The following is a 20,796-nucleotide window of genomic DNA, read 5'->3' on the forward strand; positions in this document are numbered from 1 at the left end:
CAGCTCCCCAATCCTTTGAAATTACATTCATAATATAACAGCAGGTGCACCGGCCACGGACACCCTGCGCTCACACATGGCCGGGACCGGTCGGCGACCTCGGACGCTCCGACCCGTAGCACGCGACGATCACCAGTCCGCCAGGTGCTCGCACCGCAGGGCAGGGTCAGACAGCCTTGAGCTGCCCGCCGTCGATCAGGTAGTCCGCGCCCGCGACGCTGGCAGTGACGTCAGAGAGCAGGAAGGTGATGAGGGACGCCACTTCCTTCGGCTCGACCAGACGGCCGGTCGTGATACCGAGGGCTCCGGGCGCCTGCTCGACGAAGGTGGCGATGTCCATGCCGAAGGCCGCGGCGACCTGCCCGCCGAACTTCTCCGGGCTGTCGTAGATGGAACTGCGCACCAGGCCGGGTGAGACGGTGTTGACGCGCACGCCCTGGGGGCCGAACTCCTCGGACAGGGTCTTGCCGAGTGCGGTGAGCGCCGCCTTGGCGGTGGAGTAGGCGACGGGGCCGAGACCCGGCAGGTGCGCGACGACCGAGGAGACGTTGACGATCGCACCCTTGCGCTCGATGAGGCTGGGAAGCGCGGCCCGGCTGACCCGGACAGTACTGAGCAGGTTGATGTCGAGAAGGGACGCCCACTGCTCGTCGTCGGTGTCGAGGAACCCCTTGACGGCGAGGTCGTCGCCGCCTCCGACGTTGTTGACCAGCAGGTCGATGCCACCCAGCTCCGCGAGGGCCGTGTCGATCAGGGTGCGCGCACCCTCGGCGGTGCCGAGGTCGGCGCTCACCGTGACAGCCCCGGTCTCCTTCAGGTCACCGGTGATCGTGCGGGCGGCACCGAGGACGCGTACACCCTCGTCCACCAGTGCGCGGACAGTGGCCAGCCCGATACCGCGGCTGGCACCGGTCACGACAGCGGTCTTGTTCGCCAGGTCGAGATTCATGGCAATCCTTTTCTTGAACTGTAGGTACAAAATTTGGGCACAACACAGCACGCTCTCGCCAGCGCCTACGCGCTGGCGAGATCAGAGGAGGTCGATGGTTGCGTCGATCACCCTGAGGAGGCGATCCGGCCCCGACTCGACACGGGCCGCGAGTTTCATGCCGTTGATGGTGTTCAGCAGCAGGCCGGCCAGAGCTTTCGCGTCACGCCCGGGGTCGATCTCCCCGGCTCGCTGCCCCTCTTCGACCAGGGCACGGAAGGCGCCCTCCATGCGGTCGAACATGCCCTGCACCTCGGCCGTCACGGATTCGTCCGTGCGTCCGAACTCCATCGCGGCGTTCAGCACGAGACAGCCGCGGCGGTCGAGGTCGGCGAGGTCCGTCTGGGCGACGAAGTACAGCGCATCGCGCAGTCGCTCCTTGACCGGCCCGGAGCCCTCCAGCAGCTCCGCCAGGGCCGAGTTCTGCAGGTCCAGATAGCGGCGCAGCGCCAGATCGAACAACTGGCGCTTGCCCCCGAAGGTGTTGTAGAGACTGCCCTTGCCGATGCCCAGGGCGTCGACAAGGTACTGCGGCGTCGTGGCGGCATATCCCTGCCGCCAGAACACCTGCATCGCTTGTTCGACCGCCGTGTCGGGGTCGAACTGCTTGGGCCTTCCCATGGCACGACCATAGCACCATTTTGTACCTGCAAGTCAAATACTCGCTGTCGGCCAGGCAGGCGAGCTCTCGAGCGGCTACGGAGCCGGTTCGCCGGACAGGAGTGTGAGGGCTCCGAACCAGAGCACGCCCGGGTTGATGCGCTCGGGATGGAGTCTCGTCATCGCCTCGAAGAACTCCATCGATGTGTGGGAGTGCTCCAGCTGCCGGTCCACGTCGTCGAGGTAGCGCCGAGTGCGGCCAATGTCGGCAGGGTCGTCCGGACGGGTGGGGTCCTTGTGACTGGACACCACGAACTCCGCCCCCAGCGCCTCCACTTGGTCGAGAGCGCGTCGCCAGGCGTCGCGGCCTCCGCCCGCGGATTCCGCGAGCGAGAGGTGCACGCCGTTGTAGACGACGTCGCCGGCGACAGCCAGCTTCAGACTCGGTACCCAGAGCACAGTCGTGTCGTCGCTGTCACTGTGACCGACCTCGACCGGGATGAGCGTGTGCCCCTCCAGGCTCAGCCCCTCCTCGCCGACGACCTTCACGTCGACCGGGCCCGTGGAGATCCGGCCGGGGAACAGCGTGCCCCAGAACTCCTCACGGGACTCGGCGGTGGCGAGAGTGTCCATGTGCGCCTTTGTCCCGGCCGTCGCACGGACCACGGCGTCCGGGAAGCGTTCGAGGACGACGGGAGCGCCGAGCCAGTGGTCGCCGTGGCCGTGCGTGATGTAGATCTCCGTGACAGTCCGGCCGGTCTTCTCCGCCCAGGCGACCACCTCGCGGGCGGTGTCGGTGGTGAAGGGCGGATCGACGAGGACCGCGTCGTGCTCGCCGTAGATCAGGGTCGTCGCGGTGGGTGACCACACCATCGGCTCCCCGTCGGGAAGGTTCAGGGTGCCGCTGCTCTGCGAAATCGCCGGCGTCACGAACACTTCATACGCCAACCCGCTCATGTGTCCCTCCCTCATATCAGTACGACCCTGGGCCGTCAGAACATCGTGTTGTCGTTGGCGGAAGCCTCCGGGACGTCCTGCGACGCGTCCCAGTGCTCGACGACCCTCTCGTCCCGCACCCGGAAGAGGTCGATGACGGCCCGCCCGCGCTCCCCCGGCCCCTCGACGTAGTGGCTCTGGACGGCGACCAGATCGCCCTCGGCGATGACTCGCTTCGGCGCCACGCTCAGCTGCGGGAACCGCTCGAAGTACGCGGCGAGGCCGGTCTTCACACCCGCCGGCCCCTCGGGGATGTTCGGGCTGTGCTCGTGATAATCGGTGCCCAGGTACTCGTCGACGGCCGCCAGGTCCTTGCGAACCAGAAGCCGGTCCACGTAGTCGGTGACGAGCTTCTTGTTGCGCGCGGTGAACTGCCGCTGGCCGGGCGCGTCGGTCTGCGGGGCACTGAGGGTGGCGAACATGTCGTTGCCGTTGGCCGTGGTCGCCGGTGCCTCCTGGAGGATGTCCCAGTGCTCGGCGATCCTTCCGTCCTGGAAACGGAAGATGTCGAAGACGGCGAGCCCGGGGGTGCCGGGAACCAGGACACCGTGGGAGTGCAGGAGCACCAGGTCTCCTTCGGTGACGACCCGCTTCTCCTCGTACGTGGCGTCCGGGAACTGCTGCTGCCAGGCGGCGCCGAAGGCCTTCATGGCCTCGGGGCCGTCGGGGGCCAGCGGGTTGTGCTGGATGTAGTCCGGTCGCACGTTGCGGTCGATGACACCGTGGTTGTTGCCCTCGAACGCGGCCCGGAGAGTCTGGGCGGCGATCCGTCCCTTGTCGGTCCCGTCCACGGTCAGCACGATCTTGCCGGTCGTGCGGCCGGTCTCGCCGAGAGCGTGGGCCTTGGCGGCTTCGGCCAGCGGGAACGTCGCCTCGATGTGGGCGTGCAGGGCGCCGTCCTCGACGAGGTCGGCGATGGCCTTCATGCCCGCCTGGTCCGCCTCCACGAGGAGGGACTCGAAGCGGACGCCGCGTTCTGCGAACTTCGCCAACTCGTCGGGGCCGACAGGTACCGGCAGGATCGAGACGAGGGTGCCACCCGGGCGCAGAACAGCGAGGGAGCGCGCGCGGGCGTCGGCATCCAGCGAGACCGGGTCGAGGACGACGTCGACGTCCTTGACGGCCTCGGTGATGTCGACCGTGTGATAGTCGATGGCCTCGTCCACCCCGAGGGAACGCAGGAAGTCATGCTTGGCGGCGCTGGCCGTGCCGATGACATACGCGCCACGGGACTTGGCGATCTGGACGGCGAGATGGCCGACGCCCCCGGCTGCCGCGTGGATGAACACCCGCTGCCCGGGCTGGACGTCGGCGGTGTCCACGAGTGCCTGGTACGCGGTCAGGGCGGCCAACGGGATGGCGCCGGCCTGGATGTGGTCGATCCCGGCGGGCTTGTGGACGAAGGAACGGGCGGGAGCGGTCACGTACTCGGCATGGGCTCCGACCCCGTGCGGGTAGGGCAGCATGCCGAAGACCTCATCTCCCGGCTTGAAGGTGGTGACGCCGGTGCCGACAGCCTCGACGACTCCGGAGACGTCCCAGCCGAGGATGAGCGGCAGGCGGTCGATGGTCAGGGCCTGGGCTCGGTTCCACCAGTCGGTCGGGTTGACGCCCGCGGCACGGACGGCGATCAGGATTTCGCTCAACCCCGGCTCGGGCCGGGGCAGTTCGACCTCCTTGAGCACCTCGGGGGAACCGTGGGTCTCCTGTCGGATGGCACGCATGGTGGCAGTGTTGTTATTCGTCATGCGTTCAGCATCGCCACCCGGCGCCATGGACCGCCATGGCACGAATGCCAAGTTTTAACGGGATCACGCCATGCGGGTGGTCGCTGCGGCGTCGAACCCGGGTACCTCGGCCTGGAGTACTGGTGAACTACACGATCCCCTTCATGGCCGAGGGCGGCAGCGTCATCAACATGTCCCCGATGGTCGGCATGGCCGGTCAGCCGACGACGGCCGAGCGGTCCTGGTGGCCGCCCGGCCGGACCGGGTCAGATCGTGGTCTTGTCGCGGATCCACGCACCGATCTGCGCGATGGCGGCGTCGGCTTCCGGAACGCGGCCGGCGCCGAGCACGTAGGAGTGCTGGCCTCCGTGGACCACGACGGTCGCGGTGTCGATCCCGGCGTTGCTGACGCGGGCGGCGAACTCCTCGTCCTCGCCCGCGAGAACCTCGTACGTCCCCCAGGAGACGAGGGTCGGGGGCAGACCACTCAGGTCTGCCCGGTTCAAGTTGATCCTCGCATCCGTGAACTCGATGCCCGTGCCGCCGAGCCAGGACTCCCGGAAGAACTGCAGTATTTCCCTGCTGAGCATCTTGTCCGTCTCGGCGTTGGTCTCCATGGTCTTGCTGGCGATCTCAAGGTCGCACCAGGGAGAGATCGACACGATGGCGCCGGGCAGCGGCTGCTTCTTGTCGCGGAGGCGAAGCGCCAGAGCGACGGCGAGGAACCCGCCGATGGAGTGACCGATCGAGATGATGTTCCCGGCCGCATACCCTTCGGAGAGCAGCCAGTTGAAGGCCGACTCCATGTCGTCGAGTTGCGCCGGGTACTTGTGCTCCGGCGACCGCCGGAAGTCCAGGACCAGCACGGGAGCCCCTGCGGCCTTGGCGATATGACCGCCGACCTTTCGGTCGACGAACGCCGACGACAGAACGGAGCCGCCTGAGTGACCGTGCAGGAGGACGTAGTCGGTGTTGGCGCCGACCGGTTCGCACCAGATCCCCAGGACGCCGCCCGCGTCGACTTCCTTGTAGGTGACGCCTTCCGGCTCGCGGGCCTTGAGGTGGACCGACTCCACCCGAGTGCGCAGCGCATCCACTTCCGACTCGGGAACGGCCAGTTGGGCCATCCAGTCCGCGAACGCGATCGCTTCCGGGCTCAGTTCAACTGCGGCGTGATCAGACACAGGGCACCTCCATGGGGCCTTTGTCGGGCACACCCGGCCCGCATGGCCCTTCCCTTTCGGGAACGCGTCAGCAGCGAGGACCTCTTAAGGGGGGTGCAGCCGATTCGGACGTCACATACGTACGCTGAGTTCGTAAATCGTTGCGGCCGCAGCCGTGGCGGTCACGGCCTGCCGGCCGTCAGAACATCGTGTTGTTGTTGGCGGAGGTCTCCGGCACGTCCTGCACGACGTCCCAGTGCTCGACGATCCTCCCGCCCCTCACCCGGAAGAGATCCACGACCGCCTGGCCCCGCTCGCCGGGCACGTTGACGGTGTGGAGGTGGACGGCCACCAGATCACCCTCGGCGATCACCCGCTTGGGAGTGGCCACCAACTGCGGAAACTGTGCGAAGTAGGCACCCAGTCCGGCCTTCGCGCCCGCCACACCGTCGGGGATGTAGGGGTTGTGCTGGTGATACTCGGGGCCCACGTAGGTGTCGATGGCGGACAGATCCTTCTTCACCAGGTACTGCTCGACGAACGCGGTGACCAGCTTCTTGTTGTACTCGGTGAGCCGCGCGGGGCCCGGCGCCCCGGTCCGGGGCCGGCTGATCGTGGAGAACATGTCGTTGCCGTTGGCCGTGGTCGCCGGCACGTCCTGCACCACGTCCCAGTGCTCGGCGATCCTCCCGCCCCGGAAGCGGAAGATGTCGAACACGGCGATACCGCGCGTGCCGGGGGTCAGGACGACGTGGGAATGCACGAGCACCAGGTCACCCTCGGAGATGACCCGCCTGATGTCGAACCTGGCATGCGGGTACTGCCCTCGGAAGGCGGCCCCGAAGGCTTTGAGCGCCTCGGCGCCGTCGGGGGCCAGCGGGCTGTGCTGGATGTAGTCCGGCCGCACGAAACGGTCGACCACCGAGGTGTCGCCCCGCTCGAACACGCCCCTCATGACCTGGACCACGACAGCCTTCTGGTAGCCGAGGCGGGCACTTTCGCCGTACCCGGCGACGGGGGTCCCCGCCACTCGGCCGTGGCCGGGAGTCCGGGAGAGTGCGGAAGCTGTCGAGGGGACGGCGGCGGCACCGGTGAGAGCGACGGCCATGATCGCGGCGGCGAGGGTACGACGGCGGACGGACGTGGTGGTGTTCACAGGGCTCACTTCTTCGAACTCAGGGGAGTCGTAAGCATCTTGGCCAATGACCCGCATGGTGGCGGTGTTCGTCATGCGTTCAGCGTGGCTGCCGCCACCGTCCGGTACCATGGCATGAATGACAACTATCGACGGGATCCTGCCATGACAGCCGTCCACCGCGTCGTCGTCCTGGCCGTCGACGGTGTATATCCTTTCGAGCTGGGCATTCCCAGCCGGGTCTTCGGGGCCGCAGACGGCCGCTACGAGGTCCGCACCTGTACCGTCGACGGCCGCCCGGTCCGTACCAACTCCGACTTCTCGATCACCGTCGAGCACGGCCCGGAGGCACTGCGCACCGCCGACACCGTCGTCATCCCACCCTTCGTCACCACCGCCGTGACCCGGGAGGTGCCCCAGGCCGTGGTGGAGGCACTCGCCGCCACGGCTCCCGGCACCCGCCTCGTATCGATCTGCACCGGCGCCTTCGTGCTGGCCGCCGCGGGGCTCCTCGACGGCCGACCGGCCACCACCCACTGGGTGGTCACGGACCTTTTCCGCGAATGGTTCCCCAAAGTCGCACTGGACCCGGACGTCCTGTTCATCGACGACGGTGACGTACTCACCTCGGCCGGCGCCGCCTCCGGCCTCGACGTCTGCCTGCACATCATCCGCAAGGACCACGGCAGCGAAGTCGCCAACCAGGTGGCCCGCATGTGCATCGTCCCCCCATGGCGCGACGGAGGACAGGCGCAGTTCATCCAGCACCCGGTGCCCGAGACCACAGCCAGCGGAACGGCCACCGCCCGCCAGTGGGCGCTGGAGAACCTCTACGAGCCGATGACCTTGACGGACCTGGCAGAGCGCTCCCACATGAGCCTGCGCACCTTCGCCCGCCGCTTCACCGAAGAGGTGGGCATGAGCCCGGGGCGCTGGCTGATCCAGCAGCGCGTCGACCGGGCACGACACCTCCTGGAAACCACCGACCTGCCGGTGGACGAGATCGCGGGTCAAGTCGGCTTCGCAGGCGGCACATCGCTACGAGAACACCTGCATGCCGCCATCGGCGTCTCACCGCTCGCCTACCGGCGCACTTTCCGCGGCGCCCCGTCCCCCAACCCGCCGAGCACCACCGCGCATACCGCTCTGCGAACGCGGTAGCGAGCCGGCCCCGGCATCGGAGCCTTTCCGCGAACCGGGAACGAGCGCCACGATCACGTCCGGCATCTGAGGTGCTGTTCCCTTCTCGACGTCAGTCGACGCGTGGACAACAGACAGGGCAAACCCTGCCCATAGCTACGAGGCGGCCCGTTCAACACGAAGTGGGCCGACGATGCGCTCACCGCAACGATCGCGGACGCCGACAGCACTCCCACGAAGTCGTCGCACGCCTCGGCCTCACGGGCACCGTGCCCGAAGCGCTGCGACAGCAGGCAGCGGCCGGCGAACAGGACACCCTGGCCGCCAGGCCCTGCGCATCGAGTACGGCCCGCACGGCGGCCGGTGCCGAAAGTCCTTGCCGGCTTGCTTGCTTCACCCTGCAGTGCAGCAAGCGGGAGACTTCCCGGATCGCTGCGGGGGCGGTACCCGGTCCTGGGCGCCTTCTGCATCTCCGCCAAACCGCGGACGATGGAACGGCTCGGCGCGAACCGGGACTGAGGGTCAGCCTGGGCGACTGGGCACTGGAGGAACTCCTCAACTCACCGCAGGGGCCCTCTTGCTACCTTCACCCCCCTCCTTTAGTATTACGATCATCAGTTTAAGTTCGAGGGCCCGCAGCATGGACAACGGACTTGCCACAACAGCCTCCTGCCTCCCCTGTGACGTTCCTCGGCCTCGATGCACCCCTGGGACGTCATCCGCCTTTCCACCGACCCGCACGTGGCGCCAACTCCGTCGGCGCCTTCCGCCGACTCAGCAAGGCGGAGGCTCCTCCGCTTCTCGCCGCAGAAACAGCCGAAGGCCCCTTGGAACCATGTCGATCCGTGACACACCCAAACCCATCCGCGCGGACGCCGCACGCAACCGCGCCCGCCTGCTCGACGCCGCGCGCATCGCGTTCGCATCCGAGGCGCCGGTGTCCCTGAAGCAGATTGCGCGGGACACCGGTGTGGGGATAGGCACGCTGTACCGGCACTTCCCCACGCGAGAAGCACTGGTCGAAGCGATCTACCAGCAGGAGCTCGACCAGCTGTGCGCCGAGGCCGAGGCCCTCCTCCGCATCGAAGATCCAGCTCACGCACTGCGCAGCTGGATGGACCGCTTCGCCGACTACGCGAGTACAAGACAAGAGACGGCGGACGCGCTGCGCGCCGTTCTCGCATCCGACATCGTGACCGCGTCACCGGCACGCGCACAGCTTCGCGCCGCGGTGCAAGCCATCCTTGATGCCGGAACAGCCGCCGGGACGCTGCGCGACGATGTCCACGCCGAGGACATCGTCGTCACGCTCGTCGGCATGTTCACCACGACCTCATCGGCAGGCGGGCGCGGCCAGTTGGGCCGCATGCTTGACCTGCTGATGGATGCCGTCCGGTGTCCGGCTGCATGAGGGGTCCGAGCTGGAGCCGCCGAGGAGCCATCCGCCAACCGATCGAGCGGACCATCTCCAGCTCGGCCCCAGGTTTGCGGGCCGAAGCCAGCCTGGACCGGTCGCTGCTGCTCATGCCGGTCAACTGCCCCGTATCGATGAGGTGCAGGCGACGCGGGACAGCGCTTGGCGGCGTCCGCACGGCGGCCGGTCTCGCCAAACAGGGCGGCGGCTGGGTATCCGACGCGCGCCCCGGTTCGGCACAGGCGCGGACGAAGCCCCTCACGTCCGCAGAAGCCGGGCGTCAAAGTGCCGTATCTCGCGGCGCGTGCGAGCTCCTCTACGACGATGTCGGCGACGAGGCCGCCCTTGGACGCGAAATGAGAAATGAGCGCAGGAGCCTCTGCTGGCCAACCGGTATCCGACATCAGCGTGGATGCCGGAGCCGTCGGTCCTGTCCCGCCTGAACCGTCGACCGGGCATCTCGATGGTCCCTTCCCGTGCCGTCCGCCCGTGCCGCGCCGCAGAATCCCCCTCCGCAAAGTCATTGCCTTGCACCCGCCCCAGGCCTATGGTCTGCCGAATGTAATATTATGGCCGCCATTCAATTCGGCGCCGTCAGAGTCAGAGATGAGGCATGCCGTGAGTGACGTCCCCTTCCAGTCCGCCGTGCAGCAGTCACGCGCGCTGGCCGCGGGTGAGATCTCCAGCCGGGAACTCGTCGAGATCTATCTCGAGCGGATCGCCGTCCACAACCCCGCGTTGAACGCAGTGGTGACCCTGGATCCCGGGCGCGCCCGCCGCGAGGCGGGAAAGGCCGACGCCGCGCGGGCGGCGGGGCAGGACCTCGGTCCGCTGCACGGCGTGCCGATCACGGTCAAGGACAGCTACGAGACCGCAGGCATGCGCACCGTCTGCGGGCGCACGGACCTGAAGGACCACGTGCCCGACCAGGACGCCGAGGCGGTCAAGCGGCTGCGCGCGGCCGGTGCCGTGATCATGGGCAAGAGCAACATGCCTCCGGGCAACCAGGACGTCCAGGCCGACAACCCGGTGTTCGGTCCTTCATCGAACCCGTGGGACACCACCCGCACCTCGGGCGGATCCGCCGGGGGCGGCGCCGTCGCCACCGCGGCGGGCCTCACGGCATTCGATTTCGGCTCGGAAATCGGCGGGTCGACCAGGATTCCCTCCCACTTCAACGGCCTGTACGGCCACAAGTCGACCTGGCGCTCGATACCCCTCATCGGACACGTTCCCTACGGCCCGGGCGCTGGACGTTGGACGGAGGCCGACATGGCCTGCGGCGGCGCCCAGGTCCGCGACGCCCGTGATCTCGTCCCGATCCTGCGGGCGACGGTCGGGCCGGCCGACTACGACGGCGGTTTCAGCTACACGCTCGCACCGCCGCGCGCGACCAGGCTCGGCGACTTCCGGGTCGCCGTCTGGAGCGAGGATCCCTCGTGTCCGGTCGACCGCGACGTCACGGAAGCCATGGATGATGTGGTCGCCGTGCTGCGGACGGCCGGTGCAAAGATCACCGTCCAGCCCGCGAGCCTCCCCGTCGACATCGAGACGAATCACCGGAAGGCCTTTTCGCCTCTGCTCTTCGGCGCAGGCGACCGCACCGGCCTCGCTCCTGCCCCCAGTGCCGCGACGCTGGCCCGGTTCGTCCAGCATCCGCGCGGCGACGCCGGCCCCGCCCTGCGCGGAACCTTCCAGTCCCACTTCCACTGGTTGCAGGCCCATATGGTGCGCAACGAGCTCCGGCAGCGCTGGTTCGAGTTCTTCCAGGACTTCGACATCGTGCTCATGCCGGTCACCCCGACGGCCGCCCCCGCTCATCACGACAAGCCGATCGACTGGTTCGGGCGGCCCTTCGAAGTCGACGGGGTACGACGTCCCTACTGGGACCAGGTCAAGTGGAGCGCCGTCGCCAACGTCTCCGGAGGGCCGGCAACGACCATCCCGGTGCGCAGGGGCAGGAGCGGACTGCCCATCGGTCTGCAGGCCATGGGCCCGAGCGGGGGCGATCTCACCACCATCGAATTCGCCGCACTGCTCGGCCGGGAAGTAGACGGCTTCGTGCCGCCTCCGGACCTCGTCTAGCCCCAATGCTGGTGACTTAGGTTGTGGCTTGTGGGGTGATGGTCACGGTGTCGAGTGCGGGTGGTGTCCGGTTGCGATGCTCGGCCCGTTTGAGCGGCCAGTTCGACATCTTGCGTTTGATCACTCTGGGGCAGGTCCGATGACGGCGTGCGGGCAGCAGGCGTTCGGTGATCTCAGCCAGGGTGCGGGTCAGTGCCCCGGCGAGTCTGCCGGGGGGAAAACGCCGCCTGGGCCGGGACCTGGCGGCGCACGATCCGCAGGGACCGGGTGAAGGAGAGGCGGTCGGGATCAAGACCCCGGCCGGTGGCGGCCTGGTGCATCAGCTGCCGGATGGCGTGGTGCACCAGGAGGAAGCCGTAGATCTCCTGCTCCACGCCCCACGGGTATCTCGAACGCAGGATGAGCTTCGGACCGCGTTGGTGGGTCTTGATCTCGTCCAGCGTGGTCTCGATCTCCCACCGCTGGGCGTAGAGCGCGGCCAGTTCCTTCGCCGGTGCCTGCTCAGGATCGAGCAGGGTGGTCAGCAGCCGGTAGACGGTGGCGTCGCCGGTGCGGGCGAGGGTGTACTCGATCACGCGGACCGCCACAGGGCTGCGGCGGCTCTTGCGGTCCTTTTCGGCATGGACCGTGCTGAGGCAGGAGCCATCGGCCAGGACCTGCACCACGGGCAGAGCCGCGCTCTTACGCATCCGCCACAGCAGGTCCGCGCCCGTTGCCCGGGCGGCCTGCCACAACTCGAACCCGTAAAAGCCCCGGTCGGCCAGCAGCAGCATCCCCGCCCGCAGCTCGCCGAACAGCTGCCGGGACAGCACCGGCTCACTGACCGACAACGGGCCCACCGCCGCACCGAACACCGCGTGGGTCCCGCACTCGGCCAGCGCCACGAGCCTGGCCTGCGGGAACGCGCCCGTTCCCCGCCCCGAGCCCGGGCGGCCGAAGAAGCTGTCGTTCTCCGCCGTGTCCGCCAGGTCCAAGGTCGTGCCGTCCACCGCCACCAGGCGCCACCGCCGATACCAGGCACCCGCCGTCTCCGGCACCGCCACCGGACAGCACACCCGCGCGAACAACACCTTCAACGGCTCCACGCCCAGGCGCCGACGCGCCCGCCCGACCGCCGCAGTCGTCGGCACCCGCCAGGACCGCCGCCCGCCGCCGAGCCCGTCGCCCAACAGCCGCGCGACTTCTTCATACGGCTGCCCGAAGAACAGACACATCGCCAGCACGAAATACACGACCACCCGGGCCGGCAGCAGACGGCTGCGCAGCTCACCCCGCCCGGTCTCCGCGACCACCTCATCGATCAGTTGCGGCGGAAACGCCCGCGTCAGCACCCCGATCGCAATCCGGTCCGACAACCGCTCAGCCGCAGGCGCCCTGACCTGCCCCACCCTCGCCACACCACAACCAACGAGAACAGGACAGCTAAGTCACCAGCATTGCGTCTAGACCCGACCGCCCGCCCCGGGAACATCCGGGACGGAATCCTCGCGTTCGCCGCCGCGGCACCCCTGAGACCACCGTCACGCGGGAACAGCTCAAGAGCCGGAGAGTGCCGCGACCTGGCAGATCGCGCACGCCGCGCTGCCCACGGCAACCTGCATGGGCAGCGTGCCTGACCGGAAGAGATGTCCAGGTCGGTGGTGGACCTGGGGTGTTGTCGCTGATGGGGGCCGATCAGGTCTTGCCAGAAGCAGCATGGAACTCTCCACGCTGCGAGGGGATCGACATGCGAGTTGGGTCGCATGCTCAACCCGTTGACGGATGCCGTCCACGTCGGACGGCCCCGTGACGGCTGGGTGCAGGGCCCCTTGGCAGCTCGAGGACACGAGACCGATCCGAGTGCCACGGGACCCCGCCGCCATTCGCTACATGTTGATCATGTGGCCGGCGAGGCCGTGGAGCGCTTCCTTGACCGCTTCGCCGAGGGTGGGGTGGGCGTGGACGTTGCGGGCGAGTTCGTGGACCGTGAGGTCCCACTGCTGGGCCAGGGTCAGCTCGGGCAGCAGTTCGGTGACGTCCGGGCCGATGAGGTGGCCGCCCAGGAGCTCGCCGTACTTGGCGTCGCTGATCAGCTTCACGAAGCCGGTCGCGTCGCCCAGGCCGTGGGCCTTGGCGTTCGCGGTGAAGGGGAACTTGGCGATTTGGACGTCGTAGCCCTTCTCCCTCGCCTGCGCCTCGGTGTAGCCGAAGCTGGCGATCTGCGGCTGGCAGAACGTGGACCGCGGGATCATCACGTAGTCCAGTTCCATGGTCTCCGCGTCCGCGATGGTCTCGGCGGCGACCATGCCCATCGCCTCGGCGGCGTGGGCGAGCATCAGCTTCGCGGTGACGTCACCGATCGCATAGATGTGCGGAACCGAGGTTCGGCAGCGGCCGTCGACGTCGATCGCGCCGCGCTCGGTGACACGTACGCCGGTGTTCTCCAGGCCGTAGCCGGTGATGTTCGGGGCGAAGCCGATCGCCTGAAGGACCTTGTCGGCCTCCAGTACCTGCTGGGCGCCGTCCTTGCCGGTGACGGTGACCCGGACCTGCGGACCGGACTCGTCGATCGACTCGACGCGGGTCGAGGTAAGCACGTCGATGCCCAACTTCCGGTACTGCTTGGCCAGTTCGGCGGAGACCTCGGCGTCCTCCAGCGGGGCGATCCGGTCCAGGAACTCGACGATGGTGACCTTCACGCCGTAGTTGCGCAGGATGTAGGCGAACTCGACGCCGATCGCCCCGGCGCCCGCGATGACGATCGACTGGGGCAGGTCCTCGGCGAGGATCTGCTCCTCGAACGTCACCACACGCGATGTGCGGCGGGTGCCCGGCAGCAGTTTGGGAGTCGCGCCGGCGGCGATGATGCAGTGCTCGAAGCCGATGGTGCGGGTGTTGCCCTCGTAGTCGGCCACCTGGAGGGTGTGCGGGTCCAGGAACGTACCGCGACCGCTGATTTCCGTGATCTTGTTCTTCTTCATCAGGTAGTGGACGCCCTTGACCCGGCCGTCCGCGACCTTCCGGCTGCGGCTGAACGCCTCGCCGTAGTCGAAGGAGACCTCCCCGTCCACCTTGATGCCGAAGGTCTTCGCCTCGCGCGTGAAGATGTGCGCGAGCTCGGCGTTGCGCAGCAGGGCCTTGGTGGGGATACAGCCCACGTTCAGACAGACGCCGCCCCAGTACTTCTCCTCGACGACCGCGACGCGCTTGCCCAGTTGGGCGGCCCGGATGGCGGCAACGTACCCGCCGGGACCCGCACCGAGAACGACGACGTCGAAGCGCTCACCCTGCTCGTCCATGGACGGCTTCCTTTCCGCTGGGGCGGCCGATTCCCGCGAGGGGCCGACTCGCTCCCGATCGAACAACCTGGTCATCAATACGCCAGTGGCGGCATCCGCCACCGCACGCCGCGGGGGACTGGTGGAGGCGACCGTATGGTCCACCCTCTCGGCAGCCGTTTCCCGGGCGTCGGCTTCAGCGCCGCGGCGCGGTGATCTATGCCCGCTCAGTCATCGTCGCCGGCGGCCCGACGCGCCCCGTCGACTTCGTGTACTCCGGCCTCGGCGGCTCCGAGCCTGAGGGTCTCGAGGCCGAAGGCCGCGACCGGGCCGTGTGCACCGGGCTTGAGGACGGCATCCGGCTGTGCCGCGTGGACGGCGCCCCACGCCAGGAGGGATCCCGTCATCTCGTACGGATCGGGTCCGGTGAGTGCCGTCGTGGCCAACGGTCGGCCCTGGCCGTCGCGGGCGACGGCGATCACCAGGGAGCGGCCGTCGGGGTCCGGCTCGCGCTGGGATCCCGGGAGCCGCTCGGACCACCGCTCCAGGGCGGCCCGCACCTTCGCCGACCGCAGCAAGGGTGCCTGGAGCGTGGCGGCGATCTGCACCGGGCGCGTCCACCGTCCGAACCACCCGAGGCCCACCTCGACGCTCTCCAACTGGGGGAAGACCTCCGGCAGTCCGAGATGCTCCGTGCCCGGGACGGTCATGACCGCACGTTTCACACCGCCGTAGTGGAACGTACGCACCCGCTTGCCTACCCGCTCGTCGACCACACGGGCGGTGGCCCAGGGACGCGGGCTGCGGTAGGCGAACCCGTCCTCGGCCGCCGCAGCGACCAGCGTCTGACGCGTGCCTCCCGTGGTCAGGGCGTACGAGTCGCGCAGAGTGCTCCGATAGAGCAGCTCGTCCCCGCGTCCGGAACGGGTGATGAAGTATCCGCTCTCCACGTGGCGTGCCCGCTCGCCCGCCCGCGTCAGGGCGAGCGCGCCGGCCAGGTTGCCCGGCACGTAGTCGTAGCCGAACGCGGGCACGAGGGTCGCTCCCCGGACGGCCGCGACGGCGTCCAGTTCAAGGAGGACGCGGCGGGCGAAGGTCCCCTCCCCCGTCGAGTCCAAGTAGTGAGCCCCCGCCCGCGCTGCAGCCGTGACCGCGGCCATTCCGAGCCGCATGAACGGACCGATCGTGGAGACGACGACATCGCTGGGCTCCACGAGGCGCGTGAGGTCGGCCGTCGAGGTGACGTCGACCTCGGCCACCGGCAGGTCCGCTTCGAAGCGATCGGCCAGGGTCAGCATCCTGGTGCGGCTCCGCCCGGCCAAGGTCGGCTTCTCCCCTCGTGCGAGCAGTTCCCGGAGCACGCGCTGCCCGGTGTACCCCGTCGCGCCCAGCAACACGATCCTGCGCTTTTCCACGGCTCCGCCTGCCTTCCGGAGGGCACTGTCACAACCACCGCTACTGACCATGAGTCATTCACTGACTTCAGGTCATCGAATATACGATGGTGCGCATGCGAGGGCCAAACCGACGACAGATGTATGCGGAGCAGACCCGGGCGGACCTGGTGACGGCCGCGCGGAAGCTGTTCGTGGACGACGGGTTCGCCAACACGTCGGTCGAGGCCGTCACCGGGGCGGCGCGGGTGAGCAAGGGCACCTTCTACAGTCACTTTCCGGACAAGAAGGCGATGTTCGCCGAGCTCTACACGGAGCTGCTTGAGCAGGTCGGCGCCTTGGGCGACGCGACGTGCGAGGCGATCCGTGCGGCAAGGCCGGACCAGCCCGCCATGACCGCGGTCGCCGACCTCACGCACGCCTTCCTGCGGCGGACCATCGACGACCCCCTGCACCGGGAGCTGATGGTCCAGGCACCCTCGGTCCTGGGAGGGCAGTACCGGCACATCAACGACACCGTCGCCCAGCCGCCGATCGAGCGGCTACTGACCGTTCTGGCCGAGCGCGGTGAACTGCAACCGGATGTTCCCGTCGCCACTGTCGCCCGGCTGCTGCTGGCCGGCCTGTGCGAGGGCAACCAGATCATCGCCGCTGCGGCGGACCGGGAGGAAGCCCTGACCAGGACGTTCCATGCGATCAGCCTGCTGATGTCGGGCCTGGCAGCCGACGTCATCAGCGCCCGCGGTTGAGCTGAACCGGGGCCTGACGGATGACTCGGTGCATCGTCGTCCGCCTCAGCCGCCATGGCCTGTCGCTACCGTGCCGCCTCGCCGTCGATGTCGCGGACCAGGTCGACGGCCCGGCCCAGGGTGGCGGGCCGGGCGTCGAGGCTCTCGCCGGCGGGGTAGAAACGAACGGTGTCGACGCCGACGTCGCGCCACACGCGCAGCCGCTCGCGCACCATGTCCTCGGTTCCGATCAGCGTGGTCGCCAGCACCATCTCGTCGGTGATCAGCCCGGCCGCGCCGTCCCGGTCCCCGGCCTGCCAGCGGGTCCGGACCTCGGCCGCTACCTCGGCCCAGCCCTGGCGGCTGTAGGCGTTGTTGTAGAAGTTCGTGGTCGCGGAGCCCATACCGCCGAGGCTGAAGGCGAGCTCCTTCTTGCGTCTGGCCACCATCGTGCGCAGCGCGTCCTCGTCGTCCGCGAAGGCGACCTCGGCGCCCTGGCAGATGTCGAGGTCGGCGCGCGTACGACCGGCGTTGGCCAGGCCGCGGTCCAGGTGGTCGAAGTACGCCTCCTTGGCGCCTTCGGGTACGAAACTGGTGCCCAGCCAGCCGTCGGCGATCTCGCCGGTGAGGTGCAGCATCTTCGGCGAGAGGGTGGCCAGGTAGACGGGGATGTCATGCTCGGCTCGCATGGACAGGCGCATGGGCCTGCCCTCCCCGCCGGGCAGCGGGATCTGGAATTCACGGCCGGAGTGGGAGACCTTCTCCCCCGAGGCGGCCTGTCGAACGATCTCGACGGTCTCGCACATCCGGGACAGCGGCCGGTCGAACGGCACACCGTGCAGCCCTTCGATCACCTGCGGTCCTGAGGGGCCCAGCCCCAGGAGAAAGCGTCCCTGGGAGATCTGCGACAGCGTGATCGCGGCGCGGGCGATGGCCATCGGTGTGCGGGTGCCGAGCTGGATGATCCCCGATCCGAGCAGCATGCGTTCCGTCTTCGCTGCGAGATAGCCCAACGGTGAGGGTGCCTCGGAGCCCCACGCCTCCGCCACCCAGCAGATGTCCAGCCCGAGCCGCTCCGCCTCGGTGACGTAGTCGACCATCTCCCGCCAGTCGCCCCCGGAGGCCTCGATCGTGGTCGAGGTCCGCATCACAGACTCTCCTCGCCCGGGGTCCGGGCGCTCTCGGCCAGCTTCTTGACCTCTTCGACGGTGAAGGCCATGTTGGCCTCGAACTCCCGCATGCGCACGAAGACGATCTTCTGCTCCTTCTCCGGCATACGGTCGATGGCGAAGGAGAGACCCGAACGGCCCGGTCCCATCTGCATCCACTCCCGCAGCAGGGTGCCCCCGTCCTGCGGCTCCAGCGTGAACCGCCAGATCGCCGTCGGGTGCTGGGGATCCTCGACCGCCCAGGCGAGTCTCCTCGGCGGCTCGTACTCGACGATATGGGACGTGGTCGACCACTCCCCCAACGCCTCGTGCTTGCTCCGGCCGACGAACCGGGCTCCCAGAGCAGGGCCGCTCCCGCCGTCCAGCCATTCCACCGACTGCAGCTCGGAACTGATGCGCGGCATCAGCTCGATGTCGGACACCAGCGCCCACACCTGTGCCGGCGCCGCGGCGATCCAGGTGTGGACCTCGGCCGTCGGCTTGTCCGCGTAGCACGCGCCCGTCCACTCCATGACCCCGCAGCCTCCCTGTCCGCCAAGACACCCGCATGAGCGCCTGGCCAGTAAAGTTGCGTAGATAGATTCGCCTGTCAAGGGTGACGTGACTGACACAGCGCTGCCGAATCAGCCCGCGAATCGCTCCCGCACGTCCGGTCGTTCGGCCAGATGCGGTGGGTAGCCGGGCCCCATCCGGGGGTGAGTGTTGTCCGCGGTCATGGGCTCGCCGCAGGCGGCGCACACCACCTCGGCATGGGTCTCCTGCCCGCACGCCTCGTGGCTCATCGTCACCGGCGGGCCCGCCTCACCGGACAGCCAGCGGTCCCCCCACCGGTTCATCGCGAGCAGCACACCGTAGAAGTCACGCCCCTTCTCGGTGAGCACGTAGTCATGGCGAACCGGCTCCGTCTGGTACGGCCGCTTCTCCAGCAGCCCCTCGTCCACCAGCCGGCGCAGCCGGTCCGTCAGCGTGTTGCGGGCGATCCCGAGCGACTCCTGGAACGCGTCGAACCGCCGGATGCCGTAGAACGCCTCACGCAGCACCAACGGCGTCCACCAGTCACCGAGCAGGTCCATGGTCCGCGCGATCGAGCAGGGCCACTGCGCAAAGGATGTCCGCCTCATGGAGGCCAGCATAGGTTCGTCCAGTCGTGAGACCCAGCAGGTAACCGAGCAGTGGCCAGGTGTGTGGTCTCTTGTGTTCCATCCATAACGAAGTTATGTTGCCGCCATGAAACGTGACTTGCTGGGCAAGAAGCTGATCGTCACCGGAGCGGCACGTGGCATCGGTGAGAAGGTGGCCCGTCTGGCCGCTGCTCGAGGGGCCCGGGTGACGGTGATAGGCCTCGAAGCCGATCGGCTGCGCGCTCTCGCCGCCGAGCTGGGTCCCGCCGCTGCCTGGCGTGAGGCCGATGTGCGCGACGGGGCTGCTCTACGGTCGGCGATCGACGAGGCCGCTGACGTCATGGGCGGCATCGACCTCGTCGTCGCCAACGCCGGCGTCGTGGCCTACGGGACGGTGCGGCAGACGGACGAGGCGTCGTTCGAGCGGGTCCTGGACATCAACCTCAACGGCGTGTTCCGCACTCTGAAGTACGCGACGCCCCATCTGGAGCGCAGCCGGGGCCACGTGCTGGTCGTGGCGTCCGCGCTGTCGTTCATGCCGCTGGCCGCGATGGCCTCCTACGGCGCGAGCAAGGCGGGGGCCGAATTGCTGGCCCTGACCTACCGTCAGGAGGTGGCACACCTCGGGATCACGGTCGGCGTGGTACACCCCTCCTGGATCAACACGGACCTCGTCCGGGGCGCCGAGGCGGACCTCCCCTCGTTCCAGGGCCTGCGCGCGCGACTGCCCTACCCGGGCAACGTCACCACCAGCGCCGACCGGGCGGCCGCCGCGATCGTCGACGGGCTCGTGCGCCGCCGCAGCCGCGTGTACGTCCCGCGCGCGGTCGTCGTGGCCAACTGGGCCAAGGCGGCGCTGAATTCACCGCTGGCCTGGCCCTGGGCAAGGCGCTTCGCCGCCCGGGCGGTTCCCTCTCTCGAACGGGAGGTCGCAGCCCTGGGGAGGCACGACCAGCTCACGCCGGGCACCGATACCCGTGCCGCGGAGACCAGGTCGTCCTAGCCGCACCCGGGACAGCGCCGGACCGCGCGGTTTCTCAGCGGCCTTGGACGATCGAGTCGTACAGGCGCACGCCGGCCTCGTGGGAGGCCTCGGCACGTTCCCGCTTGTCACCCAGTCCGACGCAGAAGTTCACGCCCATCGGCAGGAGCACCTGCACCACGGCGTCGTCGAACTCGACGAAGTGCTCAGCCAGTTCAAGGGTGATGTAACCGTGGACCATGCTCCACAACTGCGCCGCCATGACCCCGGGTTCCTCCTGCTCGACCCTGCCGGAGTGCACGAGCCGCGCACAGGCCGCAGCGACATGAGCGTGGGCCTCTCGAAAGGCCGGCGAATGCCCGCTCAGACGAAGGTGCGCATCCGTCAGCGGCCGGTATGTAGCTCGGGTGGACAACCCGAACATCAGGTCGTAGAGGTGAGGGTTCTCGCGTGCCAGCCGACGGCAGGTCAAGGCCATGGCGAAGAGATCCGCGACCGGATCCTCCGTCACCGGTACCTGGGCGAACGCTCTGCCGAGTTCCTTGAACCCGTGGTCGGCAACAGCGCCCATGAGTTCGGGGATCCCTCCGAAGTGGCTGTAGACCACCATGGTCGACAGTCCGCTCGCCGAGGCCACGGAGCGCGCCTTGACGGCTGACGGACCCTGCTCCGCGAGCAGGCCGATGGCCGCCCGCACAAGCCGTTCCGGTGCGTCATCGACTCTCGCCCGCCCTGCCATGTCCCGCACGCCTCCGCCGTTGACACAAACGAAATAACTTGGTTATGTGATTCTTCACGGCAATAGTACACACCGCACGTGACATGCCGTCCCGGATCCACGCGTCCGCCCCCGGACCTGTCATCACGTGCTGGTCCAGTCTCCTGCCGCCCGGTGCG

18 protein-coding genes and 1 pseudogene are annotated in these 20,796 nt (G+C 68.5%); 5 read left to right on the top strand and 14 right to left on the bottom strand.

Annotation, left to right across the window (positions count from 1 at the left end):
- Positions 1-166 precede the first annotated feature (166 nt).
- From G3I78_RS34560 to G3I78_RS34585, 7 genes and pseudogenes are all read right to left on the bottom strand, one after another.
- Positions 167-949 carry an SDR family oxidoreductase gene (locus tag G3I78_RS34560; RefSeq protein ID WP_164432029.1) on the bottom strand — a complete coding sequence of 261 codons (783 nt, stop codon included), beginning with the start codon at positions 947-949 and terminating at the stop codon, positions 167-169.
- An 81-nt stretch (positions 950-1,030) separates the two neighbouring features.
- Positions 1,031-1,609, bottom strand: coding sequence for a TetR/AcrR family transcriptional regulator (locus tag G3I78_RS34565; protein ID WP_164432031.1), 579 nt, complete (start codon positions 1,607-1,609; stop codon positions 1,031-1,033).
- A 75-nt stretch (positions 1,610-1,684) separates the two neighbouring features.
- A complete protein-coding gene (locus G3I78_RS34570; RefSeq protein ID WP_164432033.1) occupies positions 1,685-2,545 on the bottom strand; it encodes an MBL fold metallo-hydrolase in 861 nt (286 codons plus the stop codon).
- A gap of 35 nt (positions 2,546-2,580) precedes the next feature.
- A complete protein-coding gene (locus tag G3I78_RS52315) occupies positions 2,581-3,384 on the bottom strand; it encodes a nuclear transport factor 2 family protein (protein WP_343243938.1) in 804 nt (267 codons plus the stop codon).
- Positions 3,370-4,308, bottom strand: a pseudogene (locus G3I78_RS51330) (NADP-dependent oxidoreductase); the annotation flags it as partial. The pseudogene G3I78_RS51330 and the gene G3I78_RS52315, both read right to left, overlap by 15 nt.
- Before the next feature lie 269 nt (positions 4,309-4,577).
- On the bottom strand, positions 4,578-5,495 hold the full coding sequence (locus G3I78_RS34580) for an alpha/beta hydrolase (protein WP_343243931.1): 918 nt from the start codon (positions 5,493-5,495) through the stop codon (positions 4,578-4,580).
- A 178-nt stretch (positions 5,496-5,673) separates the two neighbouring features.
- Complete coding sequence (locus G3I78_RS34585; RefSeq protein ID WP_343243932.1) at positions 5,674-6,630, bottom strand: nuclear transport factor 2 family protein; 957 nt, start codon at positions 6,628-6,630, stop codon at positions 5,674-5,676.
- A 144-nt stretch (positions 6,631-6,774) separates the two neighbouring features.
- Between G3I78_RS34585 and G3I78_RS34590 the strand changes: the two genes are divergently transcribed.
- The 3 genes from G3I78_RS34590 to G3I78_RS34600 all read left to right on the top strand — a co-directional run bounded on the left by G3I78_RS34590 (position 6,775) and on the right by G3I78_RS34600 (position 11,248).
- A complete protein-coding gene (locus tag G3I78_RS34590; RefSeq protein ID WP_164432036.1) occupies positions 6,775-7,770 on the top strand; it encodes a helix-turn-helix domain-containing protein in 996 nt (331 codons plus the stop codon).
- An 814-nt stretch (positions 7,771-8,584) separates the two neighbouring features.
- Complete coding sequence (locus G3I78_RS34595; protein WP_164432038.1) at positions 8,585-9,160, top strand: TetR/AcrR family transcriptional regulator; 576 nt, start codon at positions 8,585-8,587, stop codon at positions 9,158-9,160.
- Positions 9,161-9,691: 531 nt separating this feature from the next.
- Positions 9,692-11,248 carry an amidase gene (locus tag G3I78_RS34600; protein WP_203615918.1) on the top strand — a complete coding sequence of 519 codons (1,557 nt, stop codon included), beginning with the start codon at positions 9,692-9,694 and terminating at the stop codon, positions 11,246-11,248.
- Positions 11,249-11,421: 173 nt separating this feature from the next.
- Here the strand turns inward: G3I78_RS34600 and G3I78_RS34605 are convergent, their stop codons facing one another.
- From G3I78_RS34605 to G3I78_RS34615, 3 genes are all read right to left on the bottom strand, one after another.
- Positions 11,422-12,645: an IS4 family transposase gene (locus G3I78_RS34605; RefSeq protein ID WP_164432047.1), complete on the bottom strand. Its 1,224-nt coding sequence runs from the start codon at positions 12,643-12,645 to the stop codon at positions 11,422-11,424.
- A gap of 468 nt (positions 12,646-13,113) precedes the next feature.
- Complete coding sequence (gene lpdA, locus G3I78_RS34610) at positions 13,114-14,526, bottom strand: dihydrolipoyl dehydrogenase (RefSeq protein ID WP_164432050.1); 1,413 nt, start codon at positions 14,524-14,526, stop codon at positions 13,114-13,116.
- Between the two features lie 206 nt (positions 14,527-14,732).
- Positions 14,733-15,920: a saccharopine dehydrogenase NADP-binding domain-containing protein gene (locus G3I78_RS34615; protein WP_343243933.1), complete on the bottom strand. Its 1,188-nt coding sequence runs from the start codon at positions 15,918-15,920 to the stop codon at positions 14,733-14,735.
- A 95-nt stretch (positions 15,921-16,015) separates the two neighbouring features.
- On the opposite strand from G3I78_RS34615, the gene G3I78_RS34620 reads away from it, so the two are divergent.
- Entirely contained in the window at positions 16,016-16,648 is a 633-nt protein-coding gene (locus G3I78_RS34620; RefSeq protein ID WP_164432054.1) for a TetR/AcrR family transcriptional regulator, read from the top strand.
- Positions 16,649-16,713: 65 nt separating this feature from the next.
- On the opposite strand, the gene G3I78_RS34625 is transcribed toward G3I78_RS34620, so the two are convergent.
- The 3 genes from G3I78_RS34625 to G3I78_RS34635 form a co-directional block, all read right to left on the bottom strand.
- Positions 16,714-17,775 carry an LLM class flavin-dependent oxidoreductase gene (locus tag G3I78_RS34625; protein WP_164432056.1) on the bottom strand — a complete coding sequence of 354 codons (1,062 nt, stop codon included), beginning with the start codon at positions 17,773-17,775 and terminating at the stop codon, positions 16,714-16,716.
- Positions 17,775-18,308, bottom strand: coding sequence for an SRPBCC family protein (locus tag G3I78_RS34630; protein WP_164432058.1), 534 nt, complete (start codon positions 18,306-18,308; stop codon positions 17,775-17,777). Before G3I78_RS34630 ends, G3I78_RS34625 begins: the two co-directional genes overlap by 1 nt.
- Before the next feature lie 111 nt (positions 18,309-18,419).
- Positions 18,420-18,917: a helix-turn-helix domain-containing protein gene (locus tag G3I78_RS34635; protein WP_164432060.1), complete on the bottom strand. Its 498-nt coding sequence runs from the start codon at positions 18,915-18,917 to the stop codon at positions 18,420-18,422.
- A gap of 106 nt (positions 18,918-19,023) precedes the next feature.
- Between G3I78_RS34635 and G3I78_RS34640 the strand changes: the two genes are divergently transcribed.
- Positions 19,024-19,920, top strand: coding sequence for a short-chain dehydrogenase/reductase (locus G3I78_RS34640; RefSeq protein WP_164432062.1), 897 nt, complete (start codon positions 19,024-19,026; stop codon positions 19,918-19,920).
- 34 nt (positions 19,921-19,954) lie between these two features.
- On the opposite strand, the gene G3I78_RS34645 is transcribed toward G3I78_RS34640, so the two are convergent.
- Positions 19,955-20,638 carry a TetR/AcrR family transcriptional regulator gene (locus G3I78_RS34645; RefSeq protein WP_164432064.1) on the bottom strand — a complete coding sequence of 228 codons (684 nt, stop codon included), beginning with the start codon at positions 20,636-20,638 and terminating at the stop codon, positions 19,955-19,957.
- Between the last annotated feature and the right edge of the window lie 158 nt (positions 20,639-20,796).

Source organism: Streptomyces sp. SID13726 (assembly GCF_010548375.1).
Classification (GTDB): domain Bacteria; phylum Actinomycetota; class Actinomycetes; order Streptomycetales; family Streptomycetaceae; genus Streptomyces.